Source organism: Sphingobium ummariense RL-3, from assembly GCF_000447205.1.
Lineage (GTDB): Bacteria > Pseudomonadota > Alphaproteobacteria > Sphingomonadales > Sphingomonadaceae > Sphingobium > Sphingobium ummariense.
This window is the reverse complement of record NZ_AUWY01000120.1, coordinates 37299-61413: the sequence shown is the minus strand read 5'-3', so window position 1 is coordinate 61413 and position 24115 is coordinate 37299. Positions and strand designations below refer to the sequence as shown.

24 protein-coding genes are annotated in these 24115 nt (G+C 66.7%); 7 read left to right on the top strand and 17 right to left on the bottom strand.

Features of this window, described 5'->3' with window-relative positions:
• Positions 1–2 precede the first annotated feature (2 nt).
• The 4 genes from M529_RS47850 to M529_RS43010 form a co-directional block, all read right to left on the bottom strand.
• The gene (locus tag M529_RS47850) at positions 3–824 is read right to left on the bottom strand and encodes a helix-turn-helix transcriptional regulator (RefSeq protein ID WP_021319411.1); all 822 of its coding nucleotides are present in this window, start codon (positions 822–824) and stop codon (positions 3–5) included.
• Complete coding sequence (locus M529_RS43020; protein ID WP_021319410.1) at positions 821–2011, bottom strand: alpha/beta hydrolase; 1191 nt, start codon at positions 2009–2011, stop codon at positions 821–823. The genes M529_RS47850 and M529_RS43020 overlap by 4 nt, the downstream gene beginning before the upstream one ends.
• A 20-nt stretch (positions 2012–2031) precedes the next feature.
• Positions 2032–3240, bottom strand: a complete 1209-nt coding sequence (locus M529_RS43015; protein WP_021319409.1) for an FAD-dependent monooxygenase — start codon at positions 3238–3240, stop codon at positions 2032–2034.
• Between the two features lie 124 nt (positions 3241–3364).
• A complete protein-coding gene (locus M529_RS43010; RefSeq protein WP_021319408.1) occupies positions 3365–4873 on the bottom strand; it encodes an aldehyde dehydrogenase family protein in 1509 nt (502 codons plus the stop codon).
• Positions 4874–5067: 194 nt separating this feature from the next.
• On the opposite strand from M529_RS43010, the gene M529_RS43005 reads away from it, so the two are divergent.
• A complete protein-coding gene (locus tag M529_RS43005) occupies positions 5068–6678 on the top strand; it encodes a GMC family oxidoreductase (protein WP_021319407.1) in 1611 nt (536 codons plus the stop codon).
• Between the two features lie 82 nt (positions 6679–6760).
• Here the strand turns inward: M529_RS43005 and M529_RS43000 are convergent, their stop codons facing one another.
• From M529_RS43000 to M529_RS42990, 3 genes are read right to left on the bottom strand one after another with little or no spacing between them, the layout of a single operon-like run.
• A complete protein-coding gene (locus M529_RS43000) occupies positions 6761–7096 on the bottom strand; it encodes a carboxymuconolactone decarboxylase family protein (RefSeq protein WP_021319406.1) in 336 nt (111 codons plus the stop codon).
• 4 nt (positions 7097–7100) lie between these two features.
• Complete coding sequence (locus M529_RS42995) at positions 7101–7964, bottom strand: p-hydroxycinnamoyl CoA hydratase/lyase (protein WP_021319405.1); 864 nt, start codon at positions 7962–7964, stop codon at positions 7101–7103.
• 14 nt (positions 7965–7978) lie between these two features.
• Complete coding sequence (locus tag M529_RS42990; RefSeq protein WP_021319404.1) at positions 7979–10135, bottom strand: acetate--CoA ligase family protein; 2157 nt, start codon at positions 10133–10135, stop codon at positions 7979–7981.
• Positions 10136–10391: 256 nt separating this feature from the next.
• On the opposite strand from M529_RS42990, the gene M529_RS42985 reads away from it, so the two are divergent.
• The 3 genes from M529_RS42985 to M529_RS42975 are packed head-to-tail and all read left to right on the top strand — an operon-like array spanning position 10392 to position 13653.
• The gene (locus M529_RS42985; RefSeq protein WP_021319403.1) at positions 10392–11309 is read left to right on the top strand and encodes a cupin domain-containing protein; all 918 of its coding nucleotides are present in this window, start codon (positions 10392–10394) and stop codon (positions 11307–11309) included.
• Positions 11306–12229 carry a DUF6282 family protein gene (locus M529_RS42980; protein ID WP_021319402.1) on the top strand — a complete coding sequence of 308 codons (924 nt, stop codon included), beginning with the start codon at positions 11306–11308 and terminating at the stop codon, positions 12227–12229. The genes M529_RS42985 and M529_RS42980 overlap by 4 nt, the downstream gene beginning before the upstream one ends.
• A 5-nt stretch (positions 12230–12234) precedes the next feature.
• Positions 12235–13653: an aldehyde dehydrogenase family protein gene (locus M529_RS42975; RefSeq protein ID WP_021319401.1), complete on the top strand. Its 1419-nt coding sequence runs from the start codon at positions 12235–12237 to the stop codon at positions 13651–13653.
• Between the two features lie 6 nt (positions 13654–13659).
• On the opposite strand, the gene M529_RS42970 is transcribed toward M529_RS42975, so the two are convergent.
• The 3 genes from M529_RS42970 to M529_RS42960 are packed head-to-tail and all read right to left on the bottom strand — an operon-like array spanning position 13660 to position 16711.
• Positions 13660–14463, bottom strand: a complete 804-nt coding sequence (locus M529_RS42970; protein ID WP_021319400.1) for an amidohydrolase family protein — start codon at positions 14461–14463, stop codon at positions 13660–13662.
• Between the two features lie 3 nt (positions 14464–14466).
• On the bottom strand, positions 14467–15333 hold the full coding sequence (locus M529_RS42965; RefSeq protein WP_031295400.1) for an amidohydrolase family protein: 867 nt from the start codon (positions 15331–15333) through the stop codon (positions 14467–14469).
• Between the two features lies 1 nt (position 15334).
• On the bottom strand, positions 15335–16711 hold the full coding sequence (locus tag M529_RS42960) for an MFS transporter (protein WP_021319398.1): 1377 nt from the start codon (positions 16709–16711) through the stop codon (positions 15335–15337).
• Positions 16712–16868: 157 nt separating this feature from the next.
• On the opposite strand from M529_RS42960, the gene M529_RS47845 reads away from it, so the two are divergent.
• Entirely contained in the window at positions 16869–17360 is a 492-nt protein-coding gene (locus M529_RS47845) for a heme-binding protein (protein ID WP_021319397.1), read from the top strand.
• Here M529_RS47845 and M529_RS42950 read toward each other — a convergent pair.
• Complete coding sequence (locus M529_RS42950) at positions 17354–17746, bottom strand: carboxymuconolactone decarboxylase family protein (RefSeq protein ID WP_084491279.1); 393 nt, start codon at positions 17744–17746, stop codon at positions 17354–17356. The genes M529_RS47845 and M529_RS42950 overlap by 7 nt on opposite strands.
• 1 nt (position 17747) lies before the next feature.
• Positions 17748–18719: an alpha/beta hydrolase gene (locus M529_RS0125025; protein ID WP_161626373.1), complete on the bottom strand. Its 972-nt coding sequence runs from the start codon at positions 18717–18719 to the stop codon at positions 17748–17750.
• Between the two features lie 121 nt (positions 18720–18840).
• Between M529_RS0125025 and M529_RS42945 the strand changes: the two genes are divergently transcribed.
• Together M529_RS42945 and M529_RS42940 are read left to right on the top strand one after the other, a co-directional pair.
• Positions 18841–19620: an HpcH/HpaI aldolase family protein gene (locus M529_RS42945; RefSeq protein ID WP_021319394.1), complete on the top strand. Its 780-nt coding sequence runs from the start codon at positions 18841–18843 to the stop codon at positions 19618–19620.
• Positions 19617–19946, top strand: coding sequence for a carboxymuconolactone decarboxylase family protein (locus M529_RS42940; protein ID WP_021319393.1), 330 nt, complete (start codon positions 19617–19619; stop codon positions 19944–19946). The genes M529_RS42945 and M529_RS42940 overlap by 4 nt, the downstream gene beginning before the upstream one ends.
• Before the next feature lie 7 nt (positions 19947–19953).
• Here M529_RS42940 and M529_RS42935 read toward each other — a convergent pair whose 3' ends face one another.
• The 5 genes from M529_RS42935 to M529_RS42915 all read right to left on the bottom strand — a co-directional run bounded on the left by M529_RS42935 (position 19954) and on the right by M529_RS42915 (position 24115).
• Complete coding sequence (locus M529_RS42935) at positions 19954–20682, bottom strand: SDR family oxidoreductase (RefSeq protein ID WP_021319392.1); 729 nt, start codon at positions 20680–20682, stop codon at positions 19954–19956.
• On the bottom strand, positions 20679–21986 hold the full coding sequence (locus M529_RS42930) for an LLM class flavin-dependent oxidoreductase (RefSeq protein ID WP_021319391.1): 1308 nt from the start codon (positions 21984–21986) through the stop codon (positions 20679–20681). The genes M529_RS42935 and M529_RS42930 overlap by 4 nt, the downstream gene beginning before the upstream one ends.
• Before the next feature lie 120 nt (positions 21987–22106).
• Complete coding sequence (locus M529_RS42925) at positions 22107–22622, bottom strand: flavin reductase family protein (protein WP_021319390.1); 516 nt, start codon at positions 22620–22622, stop codon at positions 22107–22109.
• A complete protein-coding gene (gene ribB, locus M529_RS42920) occupies positions 22615–23745 on the bottom strand; it encodes a 3,4-dihydroxy-2-butanone-4-phosphate synthase (RefSeq protein ID WP_021319389.1) in 1131 nt (376 codons plus the stop codon). The genes M529_RS42925 and ribB overlap by 8 nt, the downstream gene beginning before the upstream one ends.
• Positions 23735–24115, bottom strand: coding sequence for a carboxymuconolactone decarboxylase family protein (locus tag M529_RS42915; protein ID WP_021319388.1), 381 nt, complete (start codon positions 24113–24115; stop codon positions 23735–23737). The genes ribB and M529_RS42915 overlap by 11 nt, the downstream gene beginning before the upstream one ends.

Sequence of the window (24115 nt, the reverse complement as noted above, 5' to 3'; positions counted from 1 at the left end):
CCCTACTCCCCTTCCCCGCCGATATGGACCCGGCCGTTGCCGGTCGCCAGCCGCCGATGCAGCGCCATCAAATCCCGCCGGTTGCTGACGCCCAGCTTGCCATAGGCGCGTCGGCGATAGGTCACGACGGTCGCAGGCGAAATATGCTTCATCCGTGCGATCCCTTCCTGCGTCTCGCCCAGGATCATGCCCGCGACCACCTCCGCCTCCCGCGCGCTCAGGCCGCAGTCTAGCGCACACAGCCGCCCCGCCAGCCCCGCTTCATCCACCAGCGGCGTGGCCGCGCACAGATGCTGCCGCAATGCCGCGAGCAACAGCCTCGCATGCACATCCAGACGCTCGACATCCGCCGCCGCAAAGGGCGCACGTTCCGCCGTGCGATAGCCATTGATCATCAGGCTGGATCGACCCGGCGACAGGATCGACACCCGCTCGATTACCTTCGCCCTGTCATAACAGGCCGCGCGATAGGCCGGGTCCGCAATGTCGGCGGCACGGCGGCGCACCACCACCGGCGCCCCGGCGGGCACCTTGGCCAGCAACGCCATCTGCCGGTCGGAACGCCAATAAGCCTGTGCATAGTCATGCGACGCCCGCAGGGTGAAGCCTGGAACATCGGGCAGGTCGCCACAGGCGAAAATCAGCTCGATATGATCGCCCCCCTCCCGCAGGAAGGCGGAGCAAAGATCGACGCCCGCCAACAGTCGCAGCGCATCGAGCAGGCGATGCGGAAAGGACGGCATCCCGATCGCCGCCACCAGGTCGCCCAGCGCCTGCACGACCTCGCCCGCAGGCACATCGGGCGTGGCGGCAAGCGGGCTCATCCCTCCAACAGCCCTTTCCGCCGGCTCCATCCCGTCACCGCAACGATGCAGCGCGCGAGCAGCTCGGGCTGGCCGAGATAATAATGCGTCGCGCCCTCGAGGCGGACATATTCCTTGTCCGGCGTGGCCAGCGCCTCGAAGATCGCGGGATTGTGCGTCGAAGGAACCGCCTCGTCCGCGGTGTTCTCGATGAGCAGGATCGGCGTGCGGTGGATCTTCGCGGCGTTGAGGGGGCCTTTCGCGTTCGATTTGTCATAGCTCCACTGGCTGAGCCAGGATCGCAAAGTGGTGAAGCGGGCGAGGCCTACCGGCCCCACGTTCACGGCGCGCGGATCGCCCATATAGGACCAGCCCGGCCGCCGGTCGGAAGGATCGACGGCAGGATCGAACCAGCGCACGTCGCACATGGTACGGTGGACGACGAAGGCACGTTCCTGCTCCGGCCCGCCGGCCGCCTTCAACCGCGCCAGCATGTCCTCAGCCCAGGCGGTGATCCTGCGGTTGCGGGCGACCTGCGCCGCGCGAAAGCGGGCCACGAATGCGGGGCTGTAGGGCGGCTGGCTGGGACAATCGGGCGAGTAGATGTCGAGTTCCGGATCCCGGTTATCGGGGTCGAGTTCGTCGATGACGGAGGGATCGAGCCATTCGGTCAGCGTCTCCGCGCGCGAGAGATGCGCGGCGATGAAGATCACCCCGTCGGCCGGCTGGAGTCCCGCCCCGACCAAGTCGACCGGGTCACCCGCCGGCGTGTGGGTGATGCTGGGCGTCTCCGCCTGCGCCTGGTAGAAGAGCGACAGCGACCCGCCGCCCGACCAGCCGAGCAGCACCACCTTTTCATAGCCGAGCACGGTACGCGCATGGGCGATCCACTTGCCCAGGTCGATCGCGACCTTCTCCTGGATCAGCGCGCTGTCGTTGCGCGGGTAGCGGCTGGCCGCGCACAGCACGTCGAGCCCCGCATCGGCGAGCGCGACGGGCATCGGGAGCAGATGCAGCACCGATGTCGGATGCATGAAGACATAGACCGTGCGCGAACGGGAATCGGGGCTGCGCATCAGCTGCCCTTCCAGGTTCACATGTCCCGAATTGCCGGCAAAGCCGTAGGTTTCGGTGAAGTTCGGATTGTCCGGGAAGGACAGGATCAGTGGCGTGCGGGTCCATTCGGCCTTGGCGGGTGCGGAAATCATGGGCGATCCTGAAGGGAAGGTCATGCGACGGAAGCCATGGAAGCGCGGGTGGCGTCATATTCGAACAGCCATTCGTAGCGGTCGACCACCTTGTCGGCCGCCCATTGCTCGTCGACATAGATCTGCGCGCCCTTGGGGTCGGCCAGCGTCGGGTTGTGGAACCGCTCTGTGTTCGCGATCGCGCCCTCGACGGCGCGCGTGGTCCGCGGGATGCGCAGCTTCTGATAGCGGTCCAGCGCCTCCTCGACGGTATCGAATTCGTCGAACGCCCGGCCGAGAATGCAGGCATCCTCCAGGGCCATCACCGCGCCCTGCGCCAGGAAGGGCAGCGAGGGATGGCAGGCGTCGCCCAGCAGCGCCACGCGGCCACGCACCCATTCCTGCATCGGCGGACGAGCGATCAGCGCCCATTTGAAAGGCTGCGGGATCGCCTCGATATAGGCGTGCACATCCGCGTGCCAGCCCGGATAGTCGTCATGATATTCCTGGTTGGTGCCGGCCGAAGTCCAGGATTCGGTCTTCCAGTCCTGCCGCTCGATCACGCTGGTAAAATTGATGAGCTCGCCACGGCGGATCGGATAGTGGATGACGTGGCCGCCCGGCCCGATCCAGTTGGTCCCGATCGGCCGCGTCAGCCGATCCGGCAGCAACTCGGCCGGGATCACCCCTCGCCAGGCGACGATGCCGGTGAACCGGGCGGGCCCCGATCCGAACAGGATCTCTCGCATCTTCGAATGCACGCCATCGGCACCGATCACCACGTCGAAGCTGGCCGGCGGCTTGTCGTGGAACGACAGCTGGACGGTTCCGCCGGTCTGGTCGACCCCGACGAACCGGTGGTCGAGCCGGATCGCACCGGGCGAGGCCGCCTCGACGGCCCTGACCAGTATCTGGTGCAGGTCGTTGCGATGGATGGTGATATAGGGAAAGCCGTAGCGCGCCTGGGATTCGACGCCCAGGTCGAACAGCTTCCATGTGTCGCCCGTGTTCCACAGGCGTATTTCCTTGCCCGCCGGCTCGAAGCAGACCTTGCGGATCTCTTCCTCCAGCCCCAGGCCGAACAGCACGCGCACACCGTTGGGGCTGATCTGCAGCCCTGCGCCGACTTCCTGCAGCTGGCTCGCCTGCTCGAAGATCGTGACGTCATACCCCCTGCGCAGCAGCGCCAGCGCAGCCGTCAAGCCGCCGATGCCCCCGCCTACGATTCCAATCCCCGGGTCGTTTCTCAAAGCCTTCCCCTCCTCCTGTGCGCGATGTCGCCATGACGAACGACATTCGTCACGATCGGCGAGCGCGAGAGATATTGCCTGTCCATCCGCTGTCTGCCGTTCCTGTCCCGTTGCCCCGTCCGGCTCAGATCGCGATCGCGACCGCCTTGGTCTCGGTATAGGCCTCGATCCCCTCGCGGCCGTTCTCCCGGCCCCAGCCGGACTGCTTGAAGCCGCCGAACGGCAGCGCGGGATCGAGCCCGCCGCCGTTCACGCGCACCGTGCCGGCCTTGATCCGGCGCGCCAGTCGATGGGCGGCGGAAAGATCGTTGGTCCACAGCACCGCGCCCAGCCCATAGTCCGTGTCGTTCGCCTCCGCGGCGATGCGGTCGAGGTCCGCGTCGCCGAACGGCATGGCGCACAGCACCGGCCCGAAAATCTCCTCGCGCCGCACCGCCATCTCCGCGCTGGTGCCGGTCAGGACAGAGGGAGCGACGAAATATCCGCCGTCGTCCACAGCACGGCTGCCCGCCTGCAATGCGGCCCCCGCCTCGATCCCCTGGCGGACATAGCCGCGGACCCGATCGCGCTGCGCGGCGGAGATGACCGGCCCCATCTGCGTGTCCGCGTCTAAGCCCGAACCCAGCTTCATGGCGTCGGCGATATGCGCGACGCCCTCCACGACCTCGTCGAACAGCCGGTCGTGCACGAACAGGCGCGATCCGGCGTTGCAGACCTGTCCGGCATTGGTGAAGATGGAGCGCGCTGCGCCCTGGATCGCCCTCGCAGGATCGGCGTCAGGCAGCACGATCACCGGCGTCTTTCCGCCTAGTTCCAGCGTCACGCGCTTGAAATTGCCCGCCGCGGCGCGAAGGATCAGGCGGCCCACCTCCGTCGATCCGGTGAAGGTCACCTTGTCCACCCCCGGATGCGCGGTCAGCGCCGCGCCGGCGCCTTCGCCGAAGCCCGTGAGCAGATTGAAGATACCATCCGGAAAGCCGACCTCCGCGACGAGATGGGCGAGGCGCAGCGCCGTGAGGGGCGTTTCCTCCGCCGGCTTCAGGATCACGGCGCACCCCGCCGCGATCGCGGGTGCGACCTTGGCGACCGCCATAGCCAGCGGCGCGTTCCAGGGAACGATCTGCGCCACCACCCCTACCGGCTCGCGCAGCGTATAGGCGTGCCAGTCCCCCATGCCGGACAGCGCGATCGTCTCGCCATTGAGCTTGGTCGCCCAGCCGGCATTGTAGCGCAGCGTCTCGATTGCATGCGGAATATGGAAGTAACGCGCGTCCCCGCGCGGCATGCCGTTGTCGAGCGTCTCGAGCGCGGCGAATTCATCGGCGTTCGCCTCCAGCGCATCGGCCAGGCGGTTGAGCAGGCGCGCGCGCGCAGCCGGCTTCATGTCGCGCCAGTCGGAGCAGTCCATCGCCCCGCGGGCTGCCCGCACGGCAGCATCGACATCGGCCTCCCGCGCCTCGGCCACCTGGGCGAGGCGCGCCATGGTGGCGGGATCGTGGGTATCGAACGAGCGGCCTTCGACCGGTTCCACCCATCGGCCGCCGATGAAGAGCGCGTGCTTCTGCGCGGCAAACGCCCGGGCCCGGTCCAGCGAAGGCACCTGCTGCCCATCCAAGATTGCCGTGCTCGCCATCTTCCGTCCCTCTCCGTCCTCTGCCCTGGCGTCGTTCAACCACGCCGAACGACATGCATCATAACCAACGGCATTATATCTTGTCGAATGCTATTTGCTATGTCAGAACGAAATCCATCAACGGGATGGAACGAAAATGACGGAAATCGGGGAGAGACGGGCCGGATCGGCCGTGCAGTCGGGGCGTGCCTGAAATGGAAGCGGAGTTCGACTATGTGATCGTCGGGGCCGGCTCTGCCGGCTGCGTTCTCGCCCATCGGCTCAGCGAAAGCGGCCGTGATTCGGTCCTGTTGCTGGAGGCCGGCGGGAGGGACGACAGCTGGCTGTTCCGCATGCCGCTGGGCTTCATGATGGCTGCCGCCAACCCGGCCTATGATTGGGGCTATGCTAGTGAACAGGACGCGAAGCTCGCGGGCCGCTCGCTTCCCGTGCCGCGCGGGCGCGTGCTGGGCGGATGCTCCTCGGTCAACGGCATGATCTACATGCGGGGCCATGCGCGGGACTATGACGAATGGCGGCAACGGGGCGCGGTGGGATGGAGCCATGCCGATGTCCTCCCCTATTTCCGGCGCATGGAATCGAGCTGGCGGGGGGCCGGCCCCTGGCATGGCGACGCCGGCCCGCTGGCCGTGACGCCGGTCCGGGGCGATCATCTGCTGACCGAGCCGATCCGGCGCTCCACCCTCGCCGCAGGCTTCGAGGAAAGCGACGATCTGAGCGGGACGCGGCAGGAGGGCTTCTCCCCCTGCGAGGTCACGGTCGACCGACGGGGCCGCCGCGCCAGCACCGCCGCCGCCTATCTGCACCCCGCGCTGAAGCGGTCCAACCTGACGCTGCTTTCCAACGCGCAGGCGACGCGCGTCACGGTCGAGCAGGGCCGCGCCACAGGCGTGGACTATCTGCGCGACGGGCGGATCGCCCACGTCCGCGCGCGCAAGGAGGTCGTGCTGAGCGGCGGCGCCTATAATTCGCCCCAGCTGCTGATGCTGTCCGGCATCGGCCCCGCGGCGGAGCTCGCGCATCACGGCATTCCGCTGGTGGTGGACGCGCCAGGCGTGGGACGCGATCTGTCCGAGCATCCGCTTGTTTATATGAGCTTCGCCGCGCGCGAGCCGACGACATTCCTGCGCGCGCTGCGCGTCGACCGGGCGGCGCTGTCGGTGCTGCGCTGGGCGGCGACGGGCAAGGGCGCTTTCGCCAGCCAGATCACCAGCGGCGTCGTGATGCTGCGCAACCGTCCCGAGCTGGAACGCCCCGACGTCCAGCTCGTCTTCCTGCCCGTCCGGCTCGACGCGAAGCTCTGGCATCCGTTCGGGCCGCGCCAGTCGCACGTCCTTTCCGTGATGGTCATGCAGCTCCATCCCGAAAGCCGGGGGACCGTGACGCTGCGCTCCGCCGATCCCCTGGACAAGCCGCGCATCGACCTCAATCTGCTTTCCACGCCGGCCGACTTCGCCGACATCCGGGAAGGCATCTCGGCCGTGCGCCGGATATTCGCCCAGCCGCCCCTTCGCGACATGGTGGATGCCGAGATCGCACCCGGCAGGGGCACGGACCTCGACGATTTCATCCGCCATAACCTCAAGATCACGCAACACCCCGCCGGCACCTGCCGGATGGGCGGGGACGCGGCGGCGGTGGTCGACAGCGACCTGCGCGTCCGGGGCGTTGCGGGCCTGCGGGTCGTCGACGCATCGGTCATGCCGACCATCCCCGGCGCGAACATCAATGCGGCGGTCATCATGATCGCCGAGCGCGCATCGGACCTGATCCGCGGACTCCCGCCATTGGCCAAGGCCGACTGACGCGCGAAGGACGCGAGTCCCACGCCGGGGGCGCGCCCGCCCGGCGTGGTGGCCTCTCGCGGCGGATCGCCGGGCTGACGGCTCAGCCCTGTTCCGCCTCCCGCTTCTTCACGATATCGAACAGCATGCGCGAAGCCGTCACCGAGGCCGGCCACGAGGCATAGAAGGCAAGGTGCAGCAGCGCTTCCCCCAGTTCCTCGACCGTCAGCCCGTTCTTGAGCGCCAGGCCCAGATGCGCCTCGAGCTGCTGGTGCCGGTTGGCGGTCATCAGCGCCGCCACGGTGAGGAGGGAGCGGTCGCGCCTGGACAGGCCCTCGCGCTCCCATACCTCGCCGTAGAGCACCCTGTCCGTCATCTCGACGAAGGCGGGAACCACGCTGGCAAGTTCGTCGCCACTGGCTGCGCTTGGTCGCTTCACTGGCTTACTCCTCGTCGCGGCGGTAGGTGCCGTGACCGGGCTTGTAGGTCTTCTCGTCGAGGAACTGCTTCATGCCCTTCTCGCGGCCCTTCTCGCGATCGACGAAGGTGGTCTGGTCGCCCTTCGCCGTCAGATATTCGGCGGCCAGCTCCCAGTCCATCTCGCGCGCATATTTATAAGCCATGCGCGCCTGGCGCAGCGTCGTCGGGTTCTTTTCCAGCAGCACCTTCGCCAGTGTGCGGGTACGCTCCTTCAGCGCAGCCCCCGGAACCGCCTCATTGACCAGCCCCAGCTCCTTGGCCCGGCGGCCGTCGAACTTCTCGCCGGTCATGACATAGTACATCGCCTCGCGATCGCCCATCAGGGTCGAGATCGCCTTGGAGACGACACCGCCCGGGATGATGCCCCAGTTGATCTCCGACAGGCCGAAGGTCGCGTCCTCGTCCGTGATCGCGAGGTCGCAGCAGATCAGGGGGGTGAAGGCGCCGCCGAAGCACCAGCCGTTCACCATGGCGATGGTTGGCTTGGCGTAGAACATCAGCGTGCGCCACTGCCAGGCGCGCGTTTCGCGATAGGCACGGTGCCGCTCGACATCGCTGACCGCATCGGATGCGCGGAAAAAGCCCTGAAGGTCCATGCCGGCGGAAAAGGCGTCCCCCTTGCCCGTCAGGACGATGACGCCCGCGCGGTCATCCACCTCCAGCGCGTCGAGCACCTGATTCATCTCGCGCGCCAGCTCGATGCTCATCGCATTGCGCTTTTCCGGACGGTTGAGGTGCACCCAGGCGATGCCGTCCTCGAATTCCACCAGCACATTGTTTCCACCGGGCACAGGCTTGTTCTCGGTCGCTTCCATCGTCGTTTCCATGTCTTGCCTCTCGATTATGCGTCGGTGACGATCAGCGCGTCGAGCGCGACTGCGCCCTCGCCTTCCGCCAGCACCATCAGCGGGTTGATGTCGATTTCCTGAATTCCAAGGCCGGCACGCATCGCCGCGCCGACCTTCACCACGACATCGGCCACGGCATCGATGTCGCGGGGAGGACGGCCGCGGAACGCGCCCAGCAGCTTCGCGCCGCGCAGGGACAGGATGCGCTGTACCGCCCGCGCATGGGAAATGTCCGCCGGCAGCAGTTCGGCGGCGTCCAGCGCCTCGATCAGCACGCCGCCAAGGCCGACCATCACGGACGGACCCCACTCGGGATGATGACGAGCACCCACCACCAGCTCCAGCCCGGGCACGGACATCCGCTCCACGAGCACACCGTCAATTGGGGCGCCGTCGAGATTGGCTAGCAGCCTGTCCCAGGCTTCGCGAAGCGCCGTCTCGCCCCCGATGTTCAGCAACACGCCGCCGACGTCGCTCTTGTGACTCAACGCGGCCGCCTGCGCCTTGAGCACCACGGGAAAGCCGATGTCCGTCGCAATGCGAACCCCTTCATCCGCCGTCGTCGCGAGGGTGCCTTCGGGCACGCGCACGCCGATGCTCCGCAGGAACGCCTTGCCAAGATATTCGGGCTTCACGCCTCCCTCGTCCCAGCCGGTCAGGCCAGCGGCGGGTGGCGTGCGATCGCGCGCGCCCTCCAGTGCGGCGGCATAGCGCCGCACCGCGCCAAAGGCGCGCATGGCTCTTTCGGGCGAGCGGAACAGCGGCGTCTCGCTGTCCCGCATCGCCGCGACGAAATCGGGATCGAGCGGAGAGACGTCGCCGGTGATCGCGACGACCACCGGCTTCGCTGATCCCAGCGCCTCCGGGATGATCGCCTCCGCCTTCGCCCGCTGCTGCATCGGCCCGCCGCCAGCCATGGGGAGCAGCACGCCGCTCACCGCCGGGTCCGCCAGCATCGCCGCGGTCGCCAGGCCGAAGATATCGGCCTTGGCAAAGCCCGTCGTGCCGACGTCGAGCGGATTGTCGATCTCCATGCCTTCGGGCAGCAGGGCAGCCAGCCGCTCTAGAGTCTCCTTCGACACGTTGGCGATCGGCAGGCCGATGTCCTCGGCGAAATCGAAGGCGGTGCCGCGCAGCGCGCCCGAATTGGTAATGACGCCCAGATCGCCGGGAACCGGCTTTGGAAAGCGATGGAGGATCGCTACGGCATCGAACAGCTCATCCATCGTGTCGACCATCACCACGGCTTCATTCTCGACCGTGACGCGCATCAGGGCATAGTCGCCGACCATCGCCCCGGTGTGGGACTGGGCAGCCTCCTGCCCCCGCTTGCTGCGGCCGGGGTGCAGCATCACCACCGGTACCCCGGCTGCGCGCGCGCGGCAGACCGCCGCCAGGAACGCCGCCGGCTCGCGCACCTGCTCGCAATAGAGCGCGATGGCATTGGCCGTTCCGTCCTCGACGATGAAATCGATCATGTCGCTGGCGCGCACCACAGCCTCGTTGCCGGTCGCCGCCTGGAGCCTCACCGATATGCCGCGGCCCTGCATCGCCGCCCGGATGCTGGAGGCCATGGCGCCGCTCTGCGCCACCACCGCCACGCTGCGACGCGTGCCCAGCGGCTGCGGATGCGCCGGCTCGAACGTCAGCGCCATGCCGTCGCCATAGTTCACATAGCCCATGCAGTTAGGCCCCATCAGCGCCATGCCCGCCTCGCGGCAGATCGCCGCGATGCGATCCTGCTCACGCCGTCCCTGCGCGCCGCCCTCCGCAAAGCCGGAGGCGAAGATGATCGCCCCGCCCACGCCGCGCCTTGCCGCTGCCTCGACCGCCGGCAGGATCGCGGCGCGCGGTACGTTCAGCACCAGCGCGTCCACCCCCTCCGGCAGATCGTCCACGGAACGGACACATCGCAGCCCGTTGATCTCATCGCGGGTCGGGCTGATCAGATGGATATCGCCGGAAAAGCCGAAGCGCTCGCAATTGGCGAGGATCACGCCGCCCATGGTGGCCGGATCGGGCGACGCCCCGGCAATCGCTACGGATCGCGGCCGCAGCAGCCGCGCCAGGCTCGTGCGGGGCTCTGCTTCCGCCTTTTGCCGGTCCGCCACCACATCGCTCCCGTCGGGCGATTCAATGCCTTCGGACAATCCGCTCCTCCCCGCTTCGATATCAGCTTGACTGTTATCATGGACCGGATCGCAGAAACGTCCAATGCCTATTTTGCAGGCGTATCATAAGATCGCGGCATGGGTCTCCAAACCGCCCATCCGATACTTCCCGGTTATCGGGGGCTTTCCGATAAGGAATTAGACGCGTGTGCGTCCCCGGTTCTACATATATATAAGCCAGGGTGATGACCGACTCGCCGACGACACGGCAAGCGACAGAAAATGAGGAGAGCCGATGTACGGGCGCAACGATCTAAGGGCCAGCCTCGCCCCGCAGCCCAGGGCGCCCGCGCCGACCGGCTTCAAGAAGGCAAGCTATGCACGCTTCTATGACGAAGCGCCGCAGGAACGGTCGGAGCTTGCGGACAGCTGGTACGCCCGCGGCCAGACGATGATCGTGGGCTATAGCGAAGCGAAGGCCGGTGCCGTGTTCGAACGCATCGGCCAGCCCGACGAATATGCGATCATCCTTCCCGACGATGGTGTGGAGATCGAGATCGGCATCGCCGAGGGCAGCATGGTAGCGGAAGGCAAAAGCGTCGCCTTCGTGCCGGCCGGCGACAGCAGTGTGAAGGTGCTCAAGGGCGGGCGCATCCTGCGCCTGTTCACCGCCCGTGCCGAAGACTTGGCGCAGAAGTGCTGCAACGCGGCCGATTACGCCACGGATGATCCCAACGTCCCGCCGCTGGAGGCATGGCCCGATCCGGTCGGAGGCCGCAGGGTCCGCGTCTATCCGGGCGATGTCGCACCACAGCAGGGCCGGTTCGGCCGCATCTATCGCGGCTCCACGATCATGGTGAACTTCGGCGACGGCCGTGTCGGCCCCCGCGCGCCCGACAACCTGTCTCCCCACCATCATGATGATTTCGAGCAATATTCGATCGCGCTCGACGGCGACTATATCCACCATCTGCGCTGGCCGTGGATCAGCGATTCCACGCAATGGATAGCGGACGATCACGAGCGGTGCGCCGCGCCATCGGTTGCGGTCATTCCGCCACCCGCCACGCACACCTCACAAGGGATCGCGCCCGGTCTCAACCGCCTGCTCGACGCTTTCTGCCCGCCCCGCCTCGACTTCTCGCTGAAGCCCGGCTGGGTGCTCAACGCCGATGACTATCCCATGCCAAGCCCCAAGGAAGGTGCAGAATGAGCGACCGCATCACCGAACTGCTGAAAGGCGCGATCGACCTGCACTGCCATAGCGGCCCGTCGGTCATGCCGCGCCGGCTCAACCATGTGGAGGCGATCAGGGAAGGCGAAGCGGCGGGGCTGCGCGCGATCCTGTTCAAGGACCATTATTATTCGGTCACCCCCGTCGCGGCCCTGCTCGACGAGATCATGCCGGGCAAGGTCAGGCTGCTGACCGGGGTCCCGTGCAACAACACGACCGGCGGCCTCAATCCCTATGCGGTCGAACATGGCTTCAAGCTCGGCGCACGCCTCGTCTGGATGCCGACCTTCTCGGCGGCGAACCATATCCGCCATTCGCATCGCAAGCAGTTCCTGCCGACCAAGGAGAAGATGCTTGAGCCGACGATGCTCACCGTCATCGACGATCGCGGACGGCTCAAGGAGGAGGTGCTGCCGATCCTCGACCTGATCGCGGAATATGACGCGATCCTTTCGGCCGGCCATCTGCACATCAGCGAGATCTGGCCGCTGTTCATCGAGGCGAAGGCGCGCGGGATCACCCGCCTGCTCGTCAATCACCCCACCTTCCTGATCGGCTGCACGCCCCCGGACATGGCGGAGCTTGCGAAGATGGGCGCCTATCTGGAGCACAGCTGCTGCATGTGGGCGGGGGTGCAGGGAAAGAATTATTCGCACGACAGCCTCCGGATGTGCATCCAGGCGGGCGGCGTGCCCCATACGATCATCGGATCGGACCTTGGCCAGGTCGGCAATCCGACGCCGGTCGAAGGGCTGCGCTACGTCATTCAGATGCTGATCGACCTGGGCTATGATGATGCCGATATCCGGGCGATGATCGGCGGCAACGCTGCGAAGCTGATCGGCATGGAAGAAGCCGATGCCGCCGCCGAACCCCTTGCCCAGACAGTGACGGCATGAACCCCATGACGCATGAATTCCGCCTCCTGATCGATGGCGCGCTGGTGCCCGGCGCCTCCCGCTTCGATGTCGTCAACCCGGCCACCGGCCAGGCGTTCGCCCAGTGCCCCAAGGCCGACGCCGCCATGCTCGACGACGCCGTCGCCGCGGCGAAGCGGGCCTTCCCCGCTTGGGCGGCGACACCGATCGACGCGCGCGCGGCGCTCGTCGATCGTATCGCCACGGCGCTGGAAGAGCGGACGGCAGAGTTCGCTGCACTGCTGACGAGAGAGCAGGGCAAGCCGCTGGACCAGGCGACGAAGGAAGTGCGAGGGTCCGCCTTCGTCCTGCGTGCCTTCTCTCAGATGCGGATCGAGCCGCGCGTGCTGCGGGAGGAAGGCGACTCCCGGGTGATCGAGCATCGCATGCCGCTGGGCGTGATCGCCGCCATCACGCCATGGAACTTCCCGCTTATCCTGCTGGTCAACAAGGTCGCACCGGCACTGGTGGCGGGCAACACGATGGTCTGCAAGCCGGCGCCCACGACCCCGCTCACCACCTGCCTTTTCGGCGAATTGTGCCAGCAGATCCTGCCCGCCGGCGTCGTCAACATCCTGTGCGATGAGAATGAGCTTGGCCCGTCGCTGACGACGCATCCCGACATCGCGAAGATCGCCTTCACAGGATCGACCGCGACTGGCAAGCGGGTGATGGCGGCGGCGGCCGGCGATCTCAAGCGCGTGACGCTGGAACTCGGCGGCAACGACGCCGCGATCGTGCTGGACGATGTCGACGCGACGCAGGTCGCCGCCAAGGTATTCGAAGGGGCGATGCGCAATGCAGGACAGATCTGCGTCGCTATCAAGCGCGCCTATGTGCCCCAAACGCTGTACGATGAATTCTGCGACGAGTTGGCGCGCCTGGCGCGCGAGGCCGTAGTGGACGATGGCGCCAACCAGGGCGCGCAGATCGGCCCGATCCAGAACCGCCAGCAATATGAGAAGGTCGCCGCGCTCATCGAGGAGAGCAGGGCATGGGGCACGGTGATCGCCGGCGGCGCACCGCTCGACCGGCCGGGTTATTTCATTCCGCCGACCATCGTGCGCGACATCGGCGACGACGCGCCGCTGGTGCGGGACGAGCAGTTCGGCCCGGTGCTCCCGGTGCTCAAATATGATGATCTCGACACGCTGATCGGTCGCGTGAACGGTACCGAGTTCGGCCTGGGCGGGACGGTCTGGAGCAACGACCTGTCGCGCGCCACCGAGGTCGCGAGTCAGGTGACGACCGGCACCGTGTGGATCAACCAGCTCATGTCGATCGATCCTCGCATCCCTTTCCGCGGGCTCAAGCAATCCGGCATGGGCACCGAAATGGGACAGGAGGGGCTGGAGGAATATACCCAGGCGCAGGTCATCCACGCCGTGCCGCTGGGCACGGCCTGACGACCGCTAGAAGAAGTAGAAGCGCAAGGCGGCATCCGACATCTGCCGCCTGATGCGCGCGTCGGGAACGATGCGGTAGAGGGTATCGAGCGTCTGCGCATAGGTGACGCGATCCTCCACCCCCACGAACGGCGCGTCGCTGCCCCAGAACAGCCGGTCCGGCCCCGCTTCCGCCAGCAACCTCTGGGCGTAGGTCTGGAGCCGTTCCGCCGGGAGACGGAAGCCCGCCGAGATCTTCACCCAGGTTCGCCCCAGCGCGACCGAGCGCAGCAGCGCCCCGAACCCCGGCCCTTCCATCTCGCCCTCGCCGCGAAGAAGGCCGAAATGGTCGACGACCACCGGGACGCTTGCATCGGCGAGTGCCGGCAGCATCTGCGACAATTGCTCGCCGCCGAGATTGAGTTCGAGATGCATCCCGGCATCGGCCAAGCGGGTGACGAAACGCCGGAAGCGATAGCCGCCCAGGTCGGGTAGCGTCGCGCTCAGGGGTATCTGGAAGCGCACGCCGCAGACCCCCTGCCCCCTCAAGACCGCAAGTTCGGCCGGGGCCGTGTCCTGGTCCAGCATCACCGTGGCGCGCAGCCGCCTGTGGCGGGCCAGGGCCGCCAGCGTATAGTCATTATACTCGCCGAACAGGCTGGCGGCGGTGACCACGCCGAAGGCTATGCCGTGCGCATCGAGATCGGCCAGATAGGCCTCGACCGGATAGTCGTAATCCGGCCTGGTCCAGGCGGTGTCGGTGAACGGCATCGCCCGGGTGAAGACATGCGCATGCGCGTCGATCGCGGGCGGTTCGGGTCGTTCGGTCACGGGCTATCGGCCTGCGAACAACCGGGCCCCGTTCGCATGAAGGACCTGATCGCGCTCGCCCTCGTCGAGCAGGCCCGTCGCCTTGATCGCCTCATGCACCATCTCGACATAGGAATTCTTGGTGTTGCCGTAGTCGGAGCCCCACATGACTCGGCCTGCCCCGTAGCTGTCGACCAACAGTCGCACAAACCCCGCCGGATCGATCCCGGCCTCGGCGAAGCGGTTGAAGTTGATCTGCGTGAACTTGAAATGGATATTGGGCACGTCGGCGAGAGCGCGATGCTCAGGCCCGATCGTCCCTGCCACGCCATTCTCGATCCCCGGCCAGCCGCAATGGTCCAGCGCGATCACGGTGTCGGGATAGCGCCGCGCGAGCGCCACGATCCTTCCCAGCGCGGCTTCGGACGGCACGCCCGGCGCATACATGAGCACCATGTGAAGGCCAAGGTCAGCCGCCACGTCCCAGGTCGCCAGCGCGGCCGGGGAATCGAGCCAGGGATACTCGCCCTCGGCATCGGGATAGCCGAACAGGCGCAGTCCGCTGACATTGTGTCCCTGCGCGGTGAGCCGCAGCTTTTCGGGCGTGGCCGGGTCCGCGGCAGCGAGAATCAGGACCGCAGACGTCCGGTCACGATGCGCGTCCGCCACATCGACCGTATAGCTGTTGTCGGTCTTGTACACCGTATTGTACTGGACCGCCGCGCCGCCGGTGACGCCGCTCACGTCCCAGAGCGCGAACACGCGCTCGGCGGTCGCGGGATCCCGTTCCAGCCGCGCCAACAGCGCGTCCCGCCCCTCCCGGGCGCCGGTCAGGTCGACCGGATAGCGGTCTATGTCGTTAGTGAAGAAATGGGCGTGAGCATCGAACAATTTAACGCGCGGGTTCGGCATCGAATTCTCCTAAAGGCATCCGGCCGGACCGGAGCGGGGTGTTGCCTGCCGCGCGGCAGGCGAGATACATGGTGACGACCGGGATCACCGCGATCGCCGAGAAAACGAAATAGGTATCCATCCGGCTCAGGCCCGCGCTCAGCAGGACCCCCCCTATGGCCGGCCCGATGATCGCCCCCACCCGGCCGAAGCCGACGATGAAGCCGACGCCGGCATTCTGGATGCTCTGCGGGTACATCACCACCGAAACCAGGAAGAGGCCGGTATAGGCGCCGACGACGAAGAAGGTCGTGATCCCCGCCATCGCCAGCAGGGCGATCGGCACCGGCGGCTGGACGCCGAAGATCACGAGCGTGATGGCCCCCGCGCCGAAGAAGATGGTCGTCAGCCGCCCTTCGCCCACGCGCCGGCTCCATGCCCCCATGGCGAGATGCCCCAGCGTCCCGCAGGCCCCGGTGATGATGCCGCTGGCCGCCGCCAGGGTCGGGCTGAGCCCTGCATTGGCGAGGATCGTCGGTTTCCAGTTCAGCAGGAAATAGCCGACGATCGCGTAGGTCGCCGACGCAATCCACACCAGGATCGTCTGGGTCCGCATTTCCGGCGACAACATCACGCGCAGCGCAGCGCCGCGATCCTTCGATCGGTCAGGCCGGGGCGGCATGGCGGCAAGCTCCGCGATCTCCATCCTGCGATTCAAGCGGTTGAGCCGGTCAAGATCGCCCGGCGCCTGTCGCCGCACCAGGAATTCGCGCGACTCCCCCAGCAAAAAGAGGCTGAGCATGAAGGTCAGCACGTTGAGCGCCCCGGCCGCCAGGAAGATCAACCTCCATCCCGACGTCTGCAGCGCATAGGCCGCGATGCCGCTTCCCAGCATCATCCCCATGGTGAAGCCGATATGGAGGACGGCCAGCGACATGTTGCGCGCCTTCTCGCTCGCATGTTCGGCGACCGTGGTGTTGAGGCACACCACCAGCGTGCCGAGCCCGATGCCGGTAATGGTGCGCAGGATGAAGAGCTGCCATATGTTCGCCGCGACGCCGCTGGCCAGCAGCGCGACGGCCAATGTCCCGAGCGCCCCCAGCATGACCGGCCGCCGTCCGATCCTGTCCGCCATGGGACCGATCACGAAAGCGCCGATTACCAGGCCCCCCGCCGCAGCGCTGAACATCGCGCCCAGCAGGGCGGGATCGACGTGCCATTCGCGCGTGAGCACGGGGGCCGCGACGGCCAGGGACACCACATCAAACCCGTCCGCGATGTTGATGAGGCAGCACAGCGCGACGACCGCATATTGATAGACGCTCATCTTCGCCGGCAAACCCAGCGTTCCTCCCGGATTCACAGCCGCTGCCACCATCGCTCTCCTTGTTCGAAGGGGCAGCGTTCGCTTGGTCACCGCCCTCTGGATTCGCATGCTTATTTCTAATGACGTTCAGCAATATATGATTTTCTTCTTGCCGCCTAGACCATATGTGCGACAAAAGAGCGTCCGAAACCGGTGAGGAGAACGGGCGATGTCCGTCAGATTCATTCTTTCCGCATGGCTGGCCGCGTTCCCCCTCGCGGCGATTCCATGCGCCGCGCAAACCGCGCGCCCTGCGCTCGACTATGGGAGTGCAGCCGCCATCCGGGACAGCTGCCTCGCCTGGGCGAGGCAACGCGGCATGAAGGTCACGATCGTCGTGCTGGAACCGCACGGCATGGCCGTGACGCTGGCGCATATGGACGGGGTATCGACCGCCGGGGGCGAGATCGCGCAATGGAAGGCGGTCTCGGCTGCCAAGTTCGGCCGCGCGACGGCGGACATCGCCGCCATGAACCCTCCCGCCGGAATGCCGTCCGTCGCCGCTCTGCAGGGAGGTGTGCCGATTTATACGGCGGAAGGGGCCTTGCTGGGCGGCGTGGGCGTGTCGGGCGGAAAGCCCGCGGAGGATGCCGCCTGTGCCACGGCGGGGGTCGAGGCGGCGGGCCTCAAGGCGGCCCGCCCCGCCCCCACGGCTCAATAGGCGTCGATTTCCTTCAGTGCCTCGGCCGCCAGGCCCCAGCTTTCGACCCCGCCGGCGACCCCGATATACAATGTCGTCTGCAACAGCACTTCGCGAATATCCTCCTTGGTCGCGCCGTTCTGCACGGCGCATTTGACGAGCCGCTTGAGCGGCGTGTGCCGGTTGAGCGCCGCGCAGATCGCCATCGTGATCAGGCTCCGTTCGCGCAAGGTCAGGCCCGGCCGGGTCCAGGTCTCCCCGAAACAGGCGGCGGTGACATAATTTTCCAGCGGCTCGTGGAAATCGTCGGCGGCATCGAGGCGCTCGATGCTCCCCGCCCCGAACAGCTGCTTGCGCATCTCCCGACCGGCCTGGAATGCGGGGTCCTCTTTCTTCAGCGCCATCATTCTATCCTTGTCGTCTCAACTGTTGGTGAAAGGCGGTTGCCAGCCAGCGCATCTCGTCCCGCGCGGGGCCGGAAAAGCGGACGGCACGCAGAAAACCGTGGCACATGCCGGGCGCCACCCGCTCCACGACCGGAACGCCGGCCGATCGCAGGGCCGCGGCATATTCCCGTCCCTCCTGGGCCATGGGATCATGTTCTGCCCCCAGCAGCACCGTCGGCGGAAGGCCCGACAGGTCCGGGATGCGCAGCGGCGCGTCGGTGGCGGCCCCGTCCTTCGCCTCGCAGGAGCGATAGGTCGCGATGATTGATTCGATCACTGGCCGGGCAAGCGCGGGATCCCGCGCCCGGGAATAGGCCTCCCGCGCCGGATCGAGATCGTAGACGCCATAGCACAGGATCTGGCAGGCGAGCGCCGGACCATCGCGGGCCAACATGGCCAGGTGCGTGGCAAGGAAGGCGCCCGCGCTGTCGCCGGCCACGGCCAGGCGCCGGGGATCGATCCCCAGAAGCCCCGCCATCCGGCGAACCCAGCGCAGCACCTCCAGGCATTGGGCCAGCGTGGCACGCGGTGTCGATTCGGGCAGCCGGGCATAATGGACGCTGATGACGCTCGCGCCCGTCGCCTCCGCCAGCGCCGTGGCCAGGCAATCATAGCTTTCTATGCTCCCGATGGTGAAGCCGCCGCCGTGGAAATAGAGGATCGCAGCCCGCGCGCCCCCCCCTTCCGGCCGATAGATCCGCACCGGAATCTCCATCCCGACGCTCACGACATAGCTGTCGGAGACGACCATTCCCGCCGGCCGGGGATAGGCCAGTTTTCGCGCGTCCCGATCGGCGATCAGCCGCGCCGCTTCCAGCGACGCTGCAGCCTCCGGCGGTCGCCGCACCGCGGCGAGATAATCAGCGAGGCCGTCGGCCAGTGCAGGAGCCTCCGGGTCGGTCCCGCCATTGCCCGGATGCGGGGCATTTGCCACGCTGCACATACTCCCCTGTCGAGACCGCCCATGCATCTGCTATGAAAGCTTGGCTTATGAAGATTTGGCTGCCATGTTGAACGTCGTTTGTAAATAGCAACTGAAAAGGGAGAGGTGCGCGGTGTTCCATTCGGCAGTGAAGCGGAAGCTCGATGCGGGGGAGACGGTGTTCGGCAGCTTCCTCAAGGTGGATGCGCCTTCGATCGCCGAGCTGTACGGGCTGGCCGGGTTCGATTTCCTCATCGTCGATGCCGAACATGGTTGCTTCACCCATGGCCAGATCGAGAACCTGATCCGCACCTGCGAAAGAATGGGCATGAGCAGCGTCATCCGCACGCCCGATGCGCAGGAAGCCAATATCCTGCATGTGCTCGACAGCGGTGCGAGCGGGATCCAGGTTCCCTCGCTCAAGAGTGCGGCGGAGGTGCGCGAGGTGATCAACAAGGCGAAATACTGGCCGGTGGGGGAGCGCGGATCGGCCAGGGCATGCCGCGCCGCCGGCTACGGCACGGTCCCAGACTATGAGACTCGCGCCAATGCGGAAACGCTGGTGGCGGTGCATATCGAGAACAAGGAAATGGTGGAGGAAGTGGAGACGCTGTGCGCGATCGATGCGCTCGACGTGCTGTTCATCGGCCCGGGCGATCTCAGCCAGTCGCTCGGCCATCCTGGCAATGCGGGGCATCCGGACGTCGTCGCGGCGATCGACCGGGTGATCGAGGTCGCGGCCGGGCGCAAGCATATCGGCACGGTCGTCGGCAACGCCGCTCAGCTGGAGGCCTATGTTGCACGCGGTGTCCGCTATATCGCCTGGCTGTCAGACCTGGGCATGATCCGCGGCGCGTTGAATGCGGCTGCAGCGCATTTCGTGCCCTACCGACAGACGGGAGAAAGCCTGTGAAGCGTCCTTCGGGCGGCCGCGGCCGCGAACTGGCAAGCGTCGCACCGCTGCTCGACGAACTGACCCAGGACATCCTCTACGACAAGGTGTGGGAGCGCTCGGAGCTTTCGCCGCGCGACCGCAGCCTGATCACCATCACCTGTCTGGTCGCCCTCGATCGCGATCAGGCGCAGGGCCATATGGAGCTGGGGCTGGAAAACGGCCTGACCGTGGAGGAACTGGGCGAAGCGATCGCGCACATCGCCTTCTACGCCGGCTGGCCGGTCGCGGTGAGCGCCGCGCGCAAGCTCAAGACGCTGGTGGATGCGCAGGCGCAAGACGGATAGGCGTCGCCTATCCCCGGCCGAGGAACGGGATCTTGTTCTGCACCACCAGTGCTTCGTAGAAGTTCAGATGGTCGGGCAGGTCGGCCATGTGGACGATCACGCCCGCCGCATCCTCGGGCCGGGCGACCAGGTCATCGGGCAGGCTGCTGATCCCGCCGCCCAGCTCCGTCGCGACGATGCCGGGATGGAATATCGACACGGCGATATTATCCGCGCGGCAATCGATCGCCAGCGCGCGGGTCAGGCCGTCCAGTCCCCATTTGCTTGCCGTATAGGCGGGGCTTTCCTTGCGCGGCACCCGGGCGGAGATCGATCCGACATTGATGATCCGGCCATGGCCCCGCGCCCGCATCAGCGGGATCGCCGCCCGCGCGCAGAGGAAGGCGGATGTCAGGTTGGTGTCGATTACCCTGTGCCACAGCGCAAGGCTGGCGTTCTCGGCGGGCGTGCTGTCGGCGATGCCGGCGTTGTTGACCAGCACGTCCACGCCGCCGAAACGCTCGACCGTCCGGGCAAAGAGGGCGGCCACCGCGTCCTCGTCCGTGACGTCGGTTGTCACGGCCAACGCCTCGCCGCCCATCGATTCGAGTCGCGCCACCAGCGATTCCAGCCGTTCGGCCCGGCGCGCTGCGAGCACGACCTTCGCGCCCGTTTCGACGAAGGCGATCGCGCAGGCTGCGCCGATACCGGAACTCGCGCCCGTGATCACGACCACCCGACTGCGCAAGATGCTCATCCCGCGGCTTTTTCGGCCTGGCCCGAAACCAGCGCGAGCGGATCGTCGGCGACCACCGCCAGCCCGCCACCGCGATCCGACCGCGTATTCTCGAACGTCCCGGCTTCCTTCTTGCGCAGGCCATAGGACCGCACCGGCTCGACATCCTCGATCGCGACCGGCGCCATATAGTTCTTCCGCGCCAGCGCCGCCTCGATATAGGGCGCCAGTTCGGCCTGCTTCCTGGCCAGCCGCTCCTCCTCGCCTTGCTTCAGCCGCGGCATCGCGGTCGTGGCGAACAGCTCCAGCGACTGCCGGATATGGTCGTGATTGGCCGGCCCGGTCTGCTGCACGAAGATGATCTGGTCGACGCCGACATCCGCATAGGCCTTGCAATGCGCATAGACCTGCTCGGGCGTGCCGATGCCGCCATTGCCATGATTGTCCTCGATCCCCGCCTCGGCCCTCTTGAATCCTTCCCACACCGTCGAATGACCGGGCACATGGCGCCCGAAGGAGGCATAGAAGCCCAGCGAATAGCCGAAATATTTGAAACCCTCGGTGCCGCGGGCAATTGCTTCGGCCTCATCCTCGTGCACCGACAGCGCGGTGACGATCGCGAAATTGGCGTTCACGGCATGGCCGATGGGGACGCATTCCTCCGACCGGATGATGTCGTAATATTCCTCGACCCATTTGCCCGCCTGCTCGGGGGCGGCGAAACCGAAGACCAGCGCCCCCATCCCGTTGCGGGCGGCATGGAGGATGGTGTCGCGCCGCGAGCAGGCGACCCACAGCGGCGGATGCGGCGCCTGGAGCGGCTTGGGCACGATGTTACGCGCCGGCATCGAGAAATGGTCGCCCGCAAAGCCCGGATAGGGGGTCATGGCGAGCATGTTGGCGCACTGCTCGGTCGCCTCCCGCCACATGTCCTTCTTCTGGTCGGGATCGACGCCGAACCCTTCCAGCTCCACAGCGGTGCCGCTTTCCCCGGTCCCCCATTCGACGCGGCCGTTCGACAGCAGGTCCAGCGTGGCGATGCGCTCCGCGACGCGCGCGGGATGGTTGATCTTCGGCGGCATCACGCAGATTCCGTGCCCCAGCCGCATCCGCTTCGTGCGCTGGCTGAGCGCGCCCAGGAACACCTCTGGCGCGGAGCTGTGCGAATATTCCTCGAGGAAATGATGCTCGACCAGCCACGCATAGTCGTAGCCCAGGCGGTCCGCGAGCTCGAGCTCGTCGAGCGCATTGTGAAAGATCTGGCGATCCTTCTCCGCCGTGAACGGCGCCGGCGACTGATGCTCGTAGAACAAGCCGAACTGCATGGCGATATCCTCCGCTATCCTCTCCCGCCCGGCTCTTGCGACCGTGCGAGATATCAAATGACAGCTTAGCTTATAACAGTCCAACTGACATATGGGAAGAGAGAAACAGCCAGGCTGATATCAGAGCGCCGCCGCCCGCACATATCCGCCGTCCAGATATATCAGCGGGTCGACGTCGCCCGCGATCTCGACCTGCTCGACGGCGCCGATCACGACCGCGTGCGTGCCATAGTCCAGATGCGTCTCGTACCGGCAGAAGAAGCTGGCCTGGGCGTCGCGCAGGAAAGGCGTGCCGGACGGTCCCGCCCCCCATTCACCCTCGCGAAAACGGTCCTCGCCCTTCAGCTTCCCGCTGCAGGCGTGCGACACGTCAAGCTGGTCGCGATGGAGGATGTTGACGCAAAAATGCGCACGCCCCGTCAAAGGGCCGTGCAGGCTGGCATTCCTGTTCACGCAGACGAGCAGCGACGGCGGCTCCATGCTGAGCTCGCTGACGGCCGTCGCGGTCATCGCCCAGCGGCGCTCCTCATGCCATGCGGTGATGACCACCACGGCTTTCCCCAGCCGGCGCAGCCCCTGCTTCAGTTGCTCCGCCACGCCCAGGGGCGCTGCGACGGCGCTTGCTGGCTCACTCATCTCCACTCAATCCTTCCCTGCCGATGATGCGCAGCCCGTAGCCCTCGATGCCCGACAGCCGCGCTTCGCTGTCGGTCATCAGCACGATGTCCCTGACGCCGAGGTCGAGCAGGATCTGCGCGCCCATGCCATAATCGCGAATGCGCTGGTCGCGGGTCGGGACGGCGCCGTTGCTGCGCCGGTCGGAGATCGCGCTGGCCGAAGGGTCGCGGATGAACACGATGACGCCAGCGCCCTCATGCAGTCCGATCCGGGTCAGCGCGCGCTGGACATATTCGCGCCGATCGTGCGGAGGACCCAGCATGTCCGACACGAAATCGAGCCGGTGCATCCGCACCAGCGTCGGCTGGTCCGGGGCAATGCGCCCTCGCGACAGCGCGACATGCTCGACATTGTCGACCAGGCTGCGGAACACCGACAGCCGGAATCCGGTGCCGTAGACCGTCTCGAACGCTTCCTCGTGCACGCGGGTGACGCAGCGCTCCGTCCGGCGGCGATAGCTGATCAGGTCGGCGATCGTGCCGATGGGCAGGCCATGCTCGCGGGAAAAGCGGACCAGGTCCGGCAGCCGGGCCATGGTGCCGTCGTCGTTCATCACCTCGCAGATCACGCCCGCCGGCATCAGCCCGGCAAGGGACGACACATCCACCGCGGCCTCCGTATGCCCCGCTCGCACGAGCACGCCACCCGGGCGCGCCACCAGTGGAAAGACATGGCCCGGCGAGACGATGTCGTCGCATCCGCGGGTCGGGTCGATCGCCACCGAGACGGTATGCGCGCGGTCATGCGCGGAGATGCCCGTGGTGATGCCCTCCCGCGCCTCGATCGACACGGTGAAGGCGGTGCGCAACCCCGACCGGTTCTCCGCCACCATTGGCGGCAGGCGTAATTCCCGCGCGCGATCCTGAGTCATCGCCAGGCAGATCAGGCCCCGCGCATGGCGGGCCATGAAGTTGATCCGGGCCGGCGTCGCGAACTGGGCGGGGATGATGACGTCGCCCTCATTCTCCCGATCCTCGGCATCGACCAGGATATAGGCGCCGCCGTTGCGCGCCGTCTCGATGATCTCCTCGATGGGGGCGATGTCCCGCGTGTAGCCATGCCCTGCGCTTTCAATAGGCATCGGCCGCCTGCAGCGCTTCGCGCGCGTGGCGCCAGCTGTCCGTTCCGGCGGGCAGTCCGACATAGAGCGTCGCATGGAGCAGGATCTCCCGGATCTCCTCCTTGGTCACGCCATTGGCCAGGGCGCCGTTGATATGGTTGCGGAGCTGGTCGGGCCGCGACTGGCCGACCAGGATGGCGATCGTCAGCATGGATCGCGTCTTGCGGTCCAGGCCCGGCCGGCTCCACACGTCCCCGAAGCACAGGCGCGTCACCAGGTCCTGCAGCGGTTCGCTGAAATCGTCGGCATGGTCCAGGCTCGCCACTCCGGGTTCGCCGAACATGTCGAACCGCATGGCGCGGCCGCGTTCATAGCTCTCGTCCTTCTTCAT

Bases quoted from the DNA above. Each gene is read 5' to 3' on its own strand.
- M529_RS42950 (WP_084491279.1), bottom strand. From the start codon at position 17,746: ATGATGGCGCTGAAGAAAGAGGACCCCGCATTCCAGGCCGGTCGGGAG.
- M529_RS42935 (WP_021319392.1), bottom strand. From the start codon at position 20,682: ATGAGCATCTTGCGCAGTCGGGTGGTCGTGATCACGGGCGCGAGTTCC.
- ribB (WP_021319389.1), bottom strand. From the start codon at position 23,745: ATGCCTATTGAAAGCGCAGGGCATGGCTACACGCGGGACATCGCCCCC.
- M529_RS42995 (WP_021319405.1), bottom strand. From the start codon at position 7,964: ATGGAAACGACGATGGAAGCGACCGAGAACAAGCCTGTGCCCGGTGGA.
- M529_RS42915 (WP_021319388.1), bottom strand. From the start codon at position 24,115: ATGAAGAAGGACGAGAGCTATGAACGCGGCCGCGCCATGCGGTTCGAC.
- M529_RS42985 (WP_021319403.1), top strand. From the start codon at position 10,392: ATGTACGGGCGCAACGATCTAAGGGCCAGCCTCGCCCCGCAGCCCAGG.
- M529_RS43020 (WP_021319410.1), bottom strand. From the start codon at position 2,011: ATGATTTCCGCACCCGCCAAGGCCGAATGGACCCGCACGCCACTGATC.
- M529_RS42975 (WP_021319401.1), top strand. From the start codon at position 12,235: ATGACGCATGAATTCCGCCTCCTGATCGATGGCGCGCTGGTGCCCGGC.
- M529_RS43005 (WP_021319407.1), top strand. From the start codon at position 5,068: ATGGAAGCGGAGTTCGACTATGTGATCGTCGGGGCCGGCTCTGCCGGC.
- M529_RS42980 (WP_021319402.1), top strand. From the start codon at position 11,306: ATGAGCGACCGCATCACCGAACTGCTGAAAGGCGCGATCGACCTGCAC.
- M529_RS42930 (WP_021319391.1), bottom strand. From the start codon at position 21,986: ATGCAGTTCGGCTTGTTCTACGAGCATCAGTCGCCGGCGCCGTTCACG.
- M529_RS43010 (WP_021319408.1), bottom strand. From the start codon at position 4,873: ATGGCGAGCACGGCAATCTTGGATGGGCAGCAGGTGCCTTCGCTGGAC.
- M529_RS42960 (WP_021319398.1), bottom strand. From the start codon at position 16,711: ATGGTGGCAGCGGCTGTGAATCCGGGAGGAACGCTGGGTTTGCCGGCG.
- M529_RS47850 (WP_021319411.1), bottom strand. From the start codon at position 824: ATGAGCCCGCTTGCCGCCACGCCCGATGTGCCTGCGGGCGAGGTCGTG.
- M529_RS47845 (WP_021319397.1), top strand. From the start codon at position 16,869: ATGTCCGTCAGATTCATTCTTTCCGCATGGCTGGCCGCGTTCCCCCTC.
- M529_RS42925 (WP_021319390.1), bottom strand. From the start codon at position 22,622: ATGAGTGAGCCAGCAAGCGCCGTCGCAGCGCCCCTGGGCGTGGCGGAG.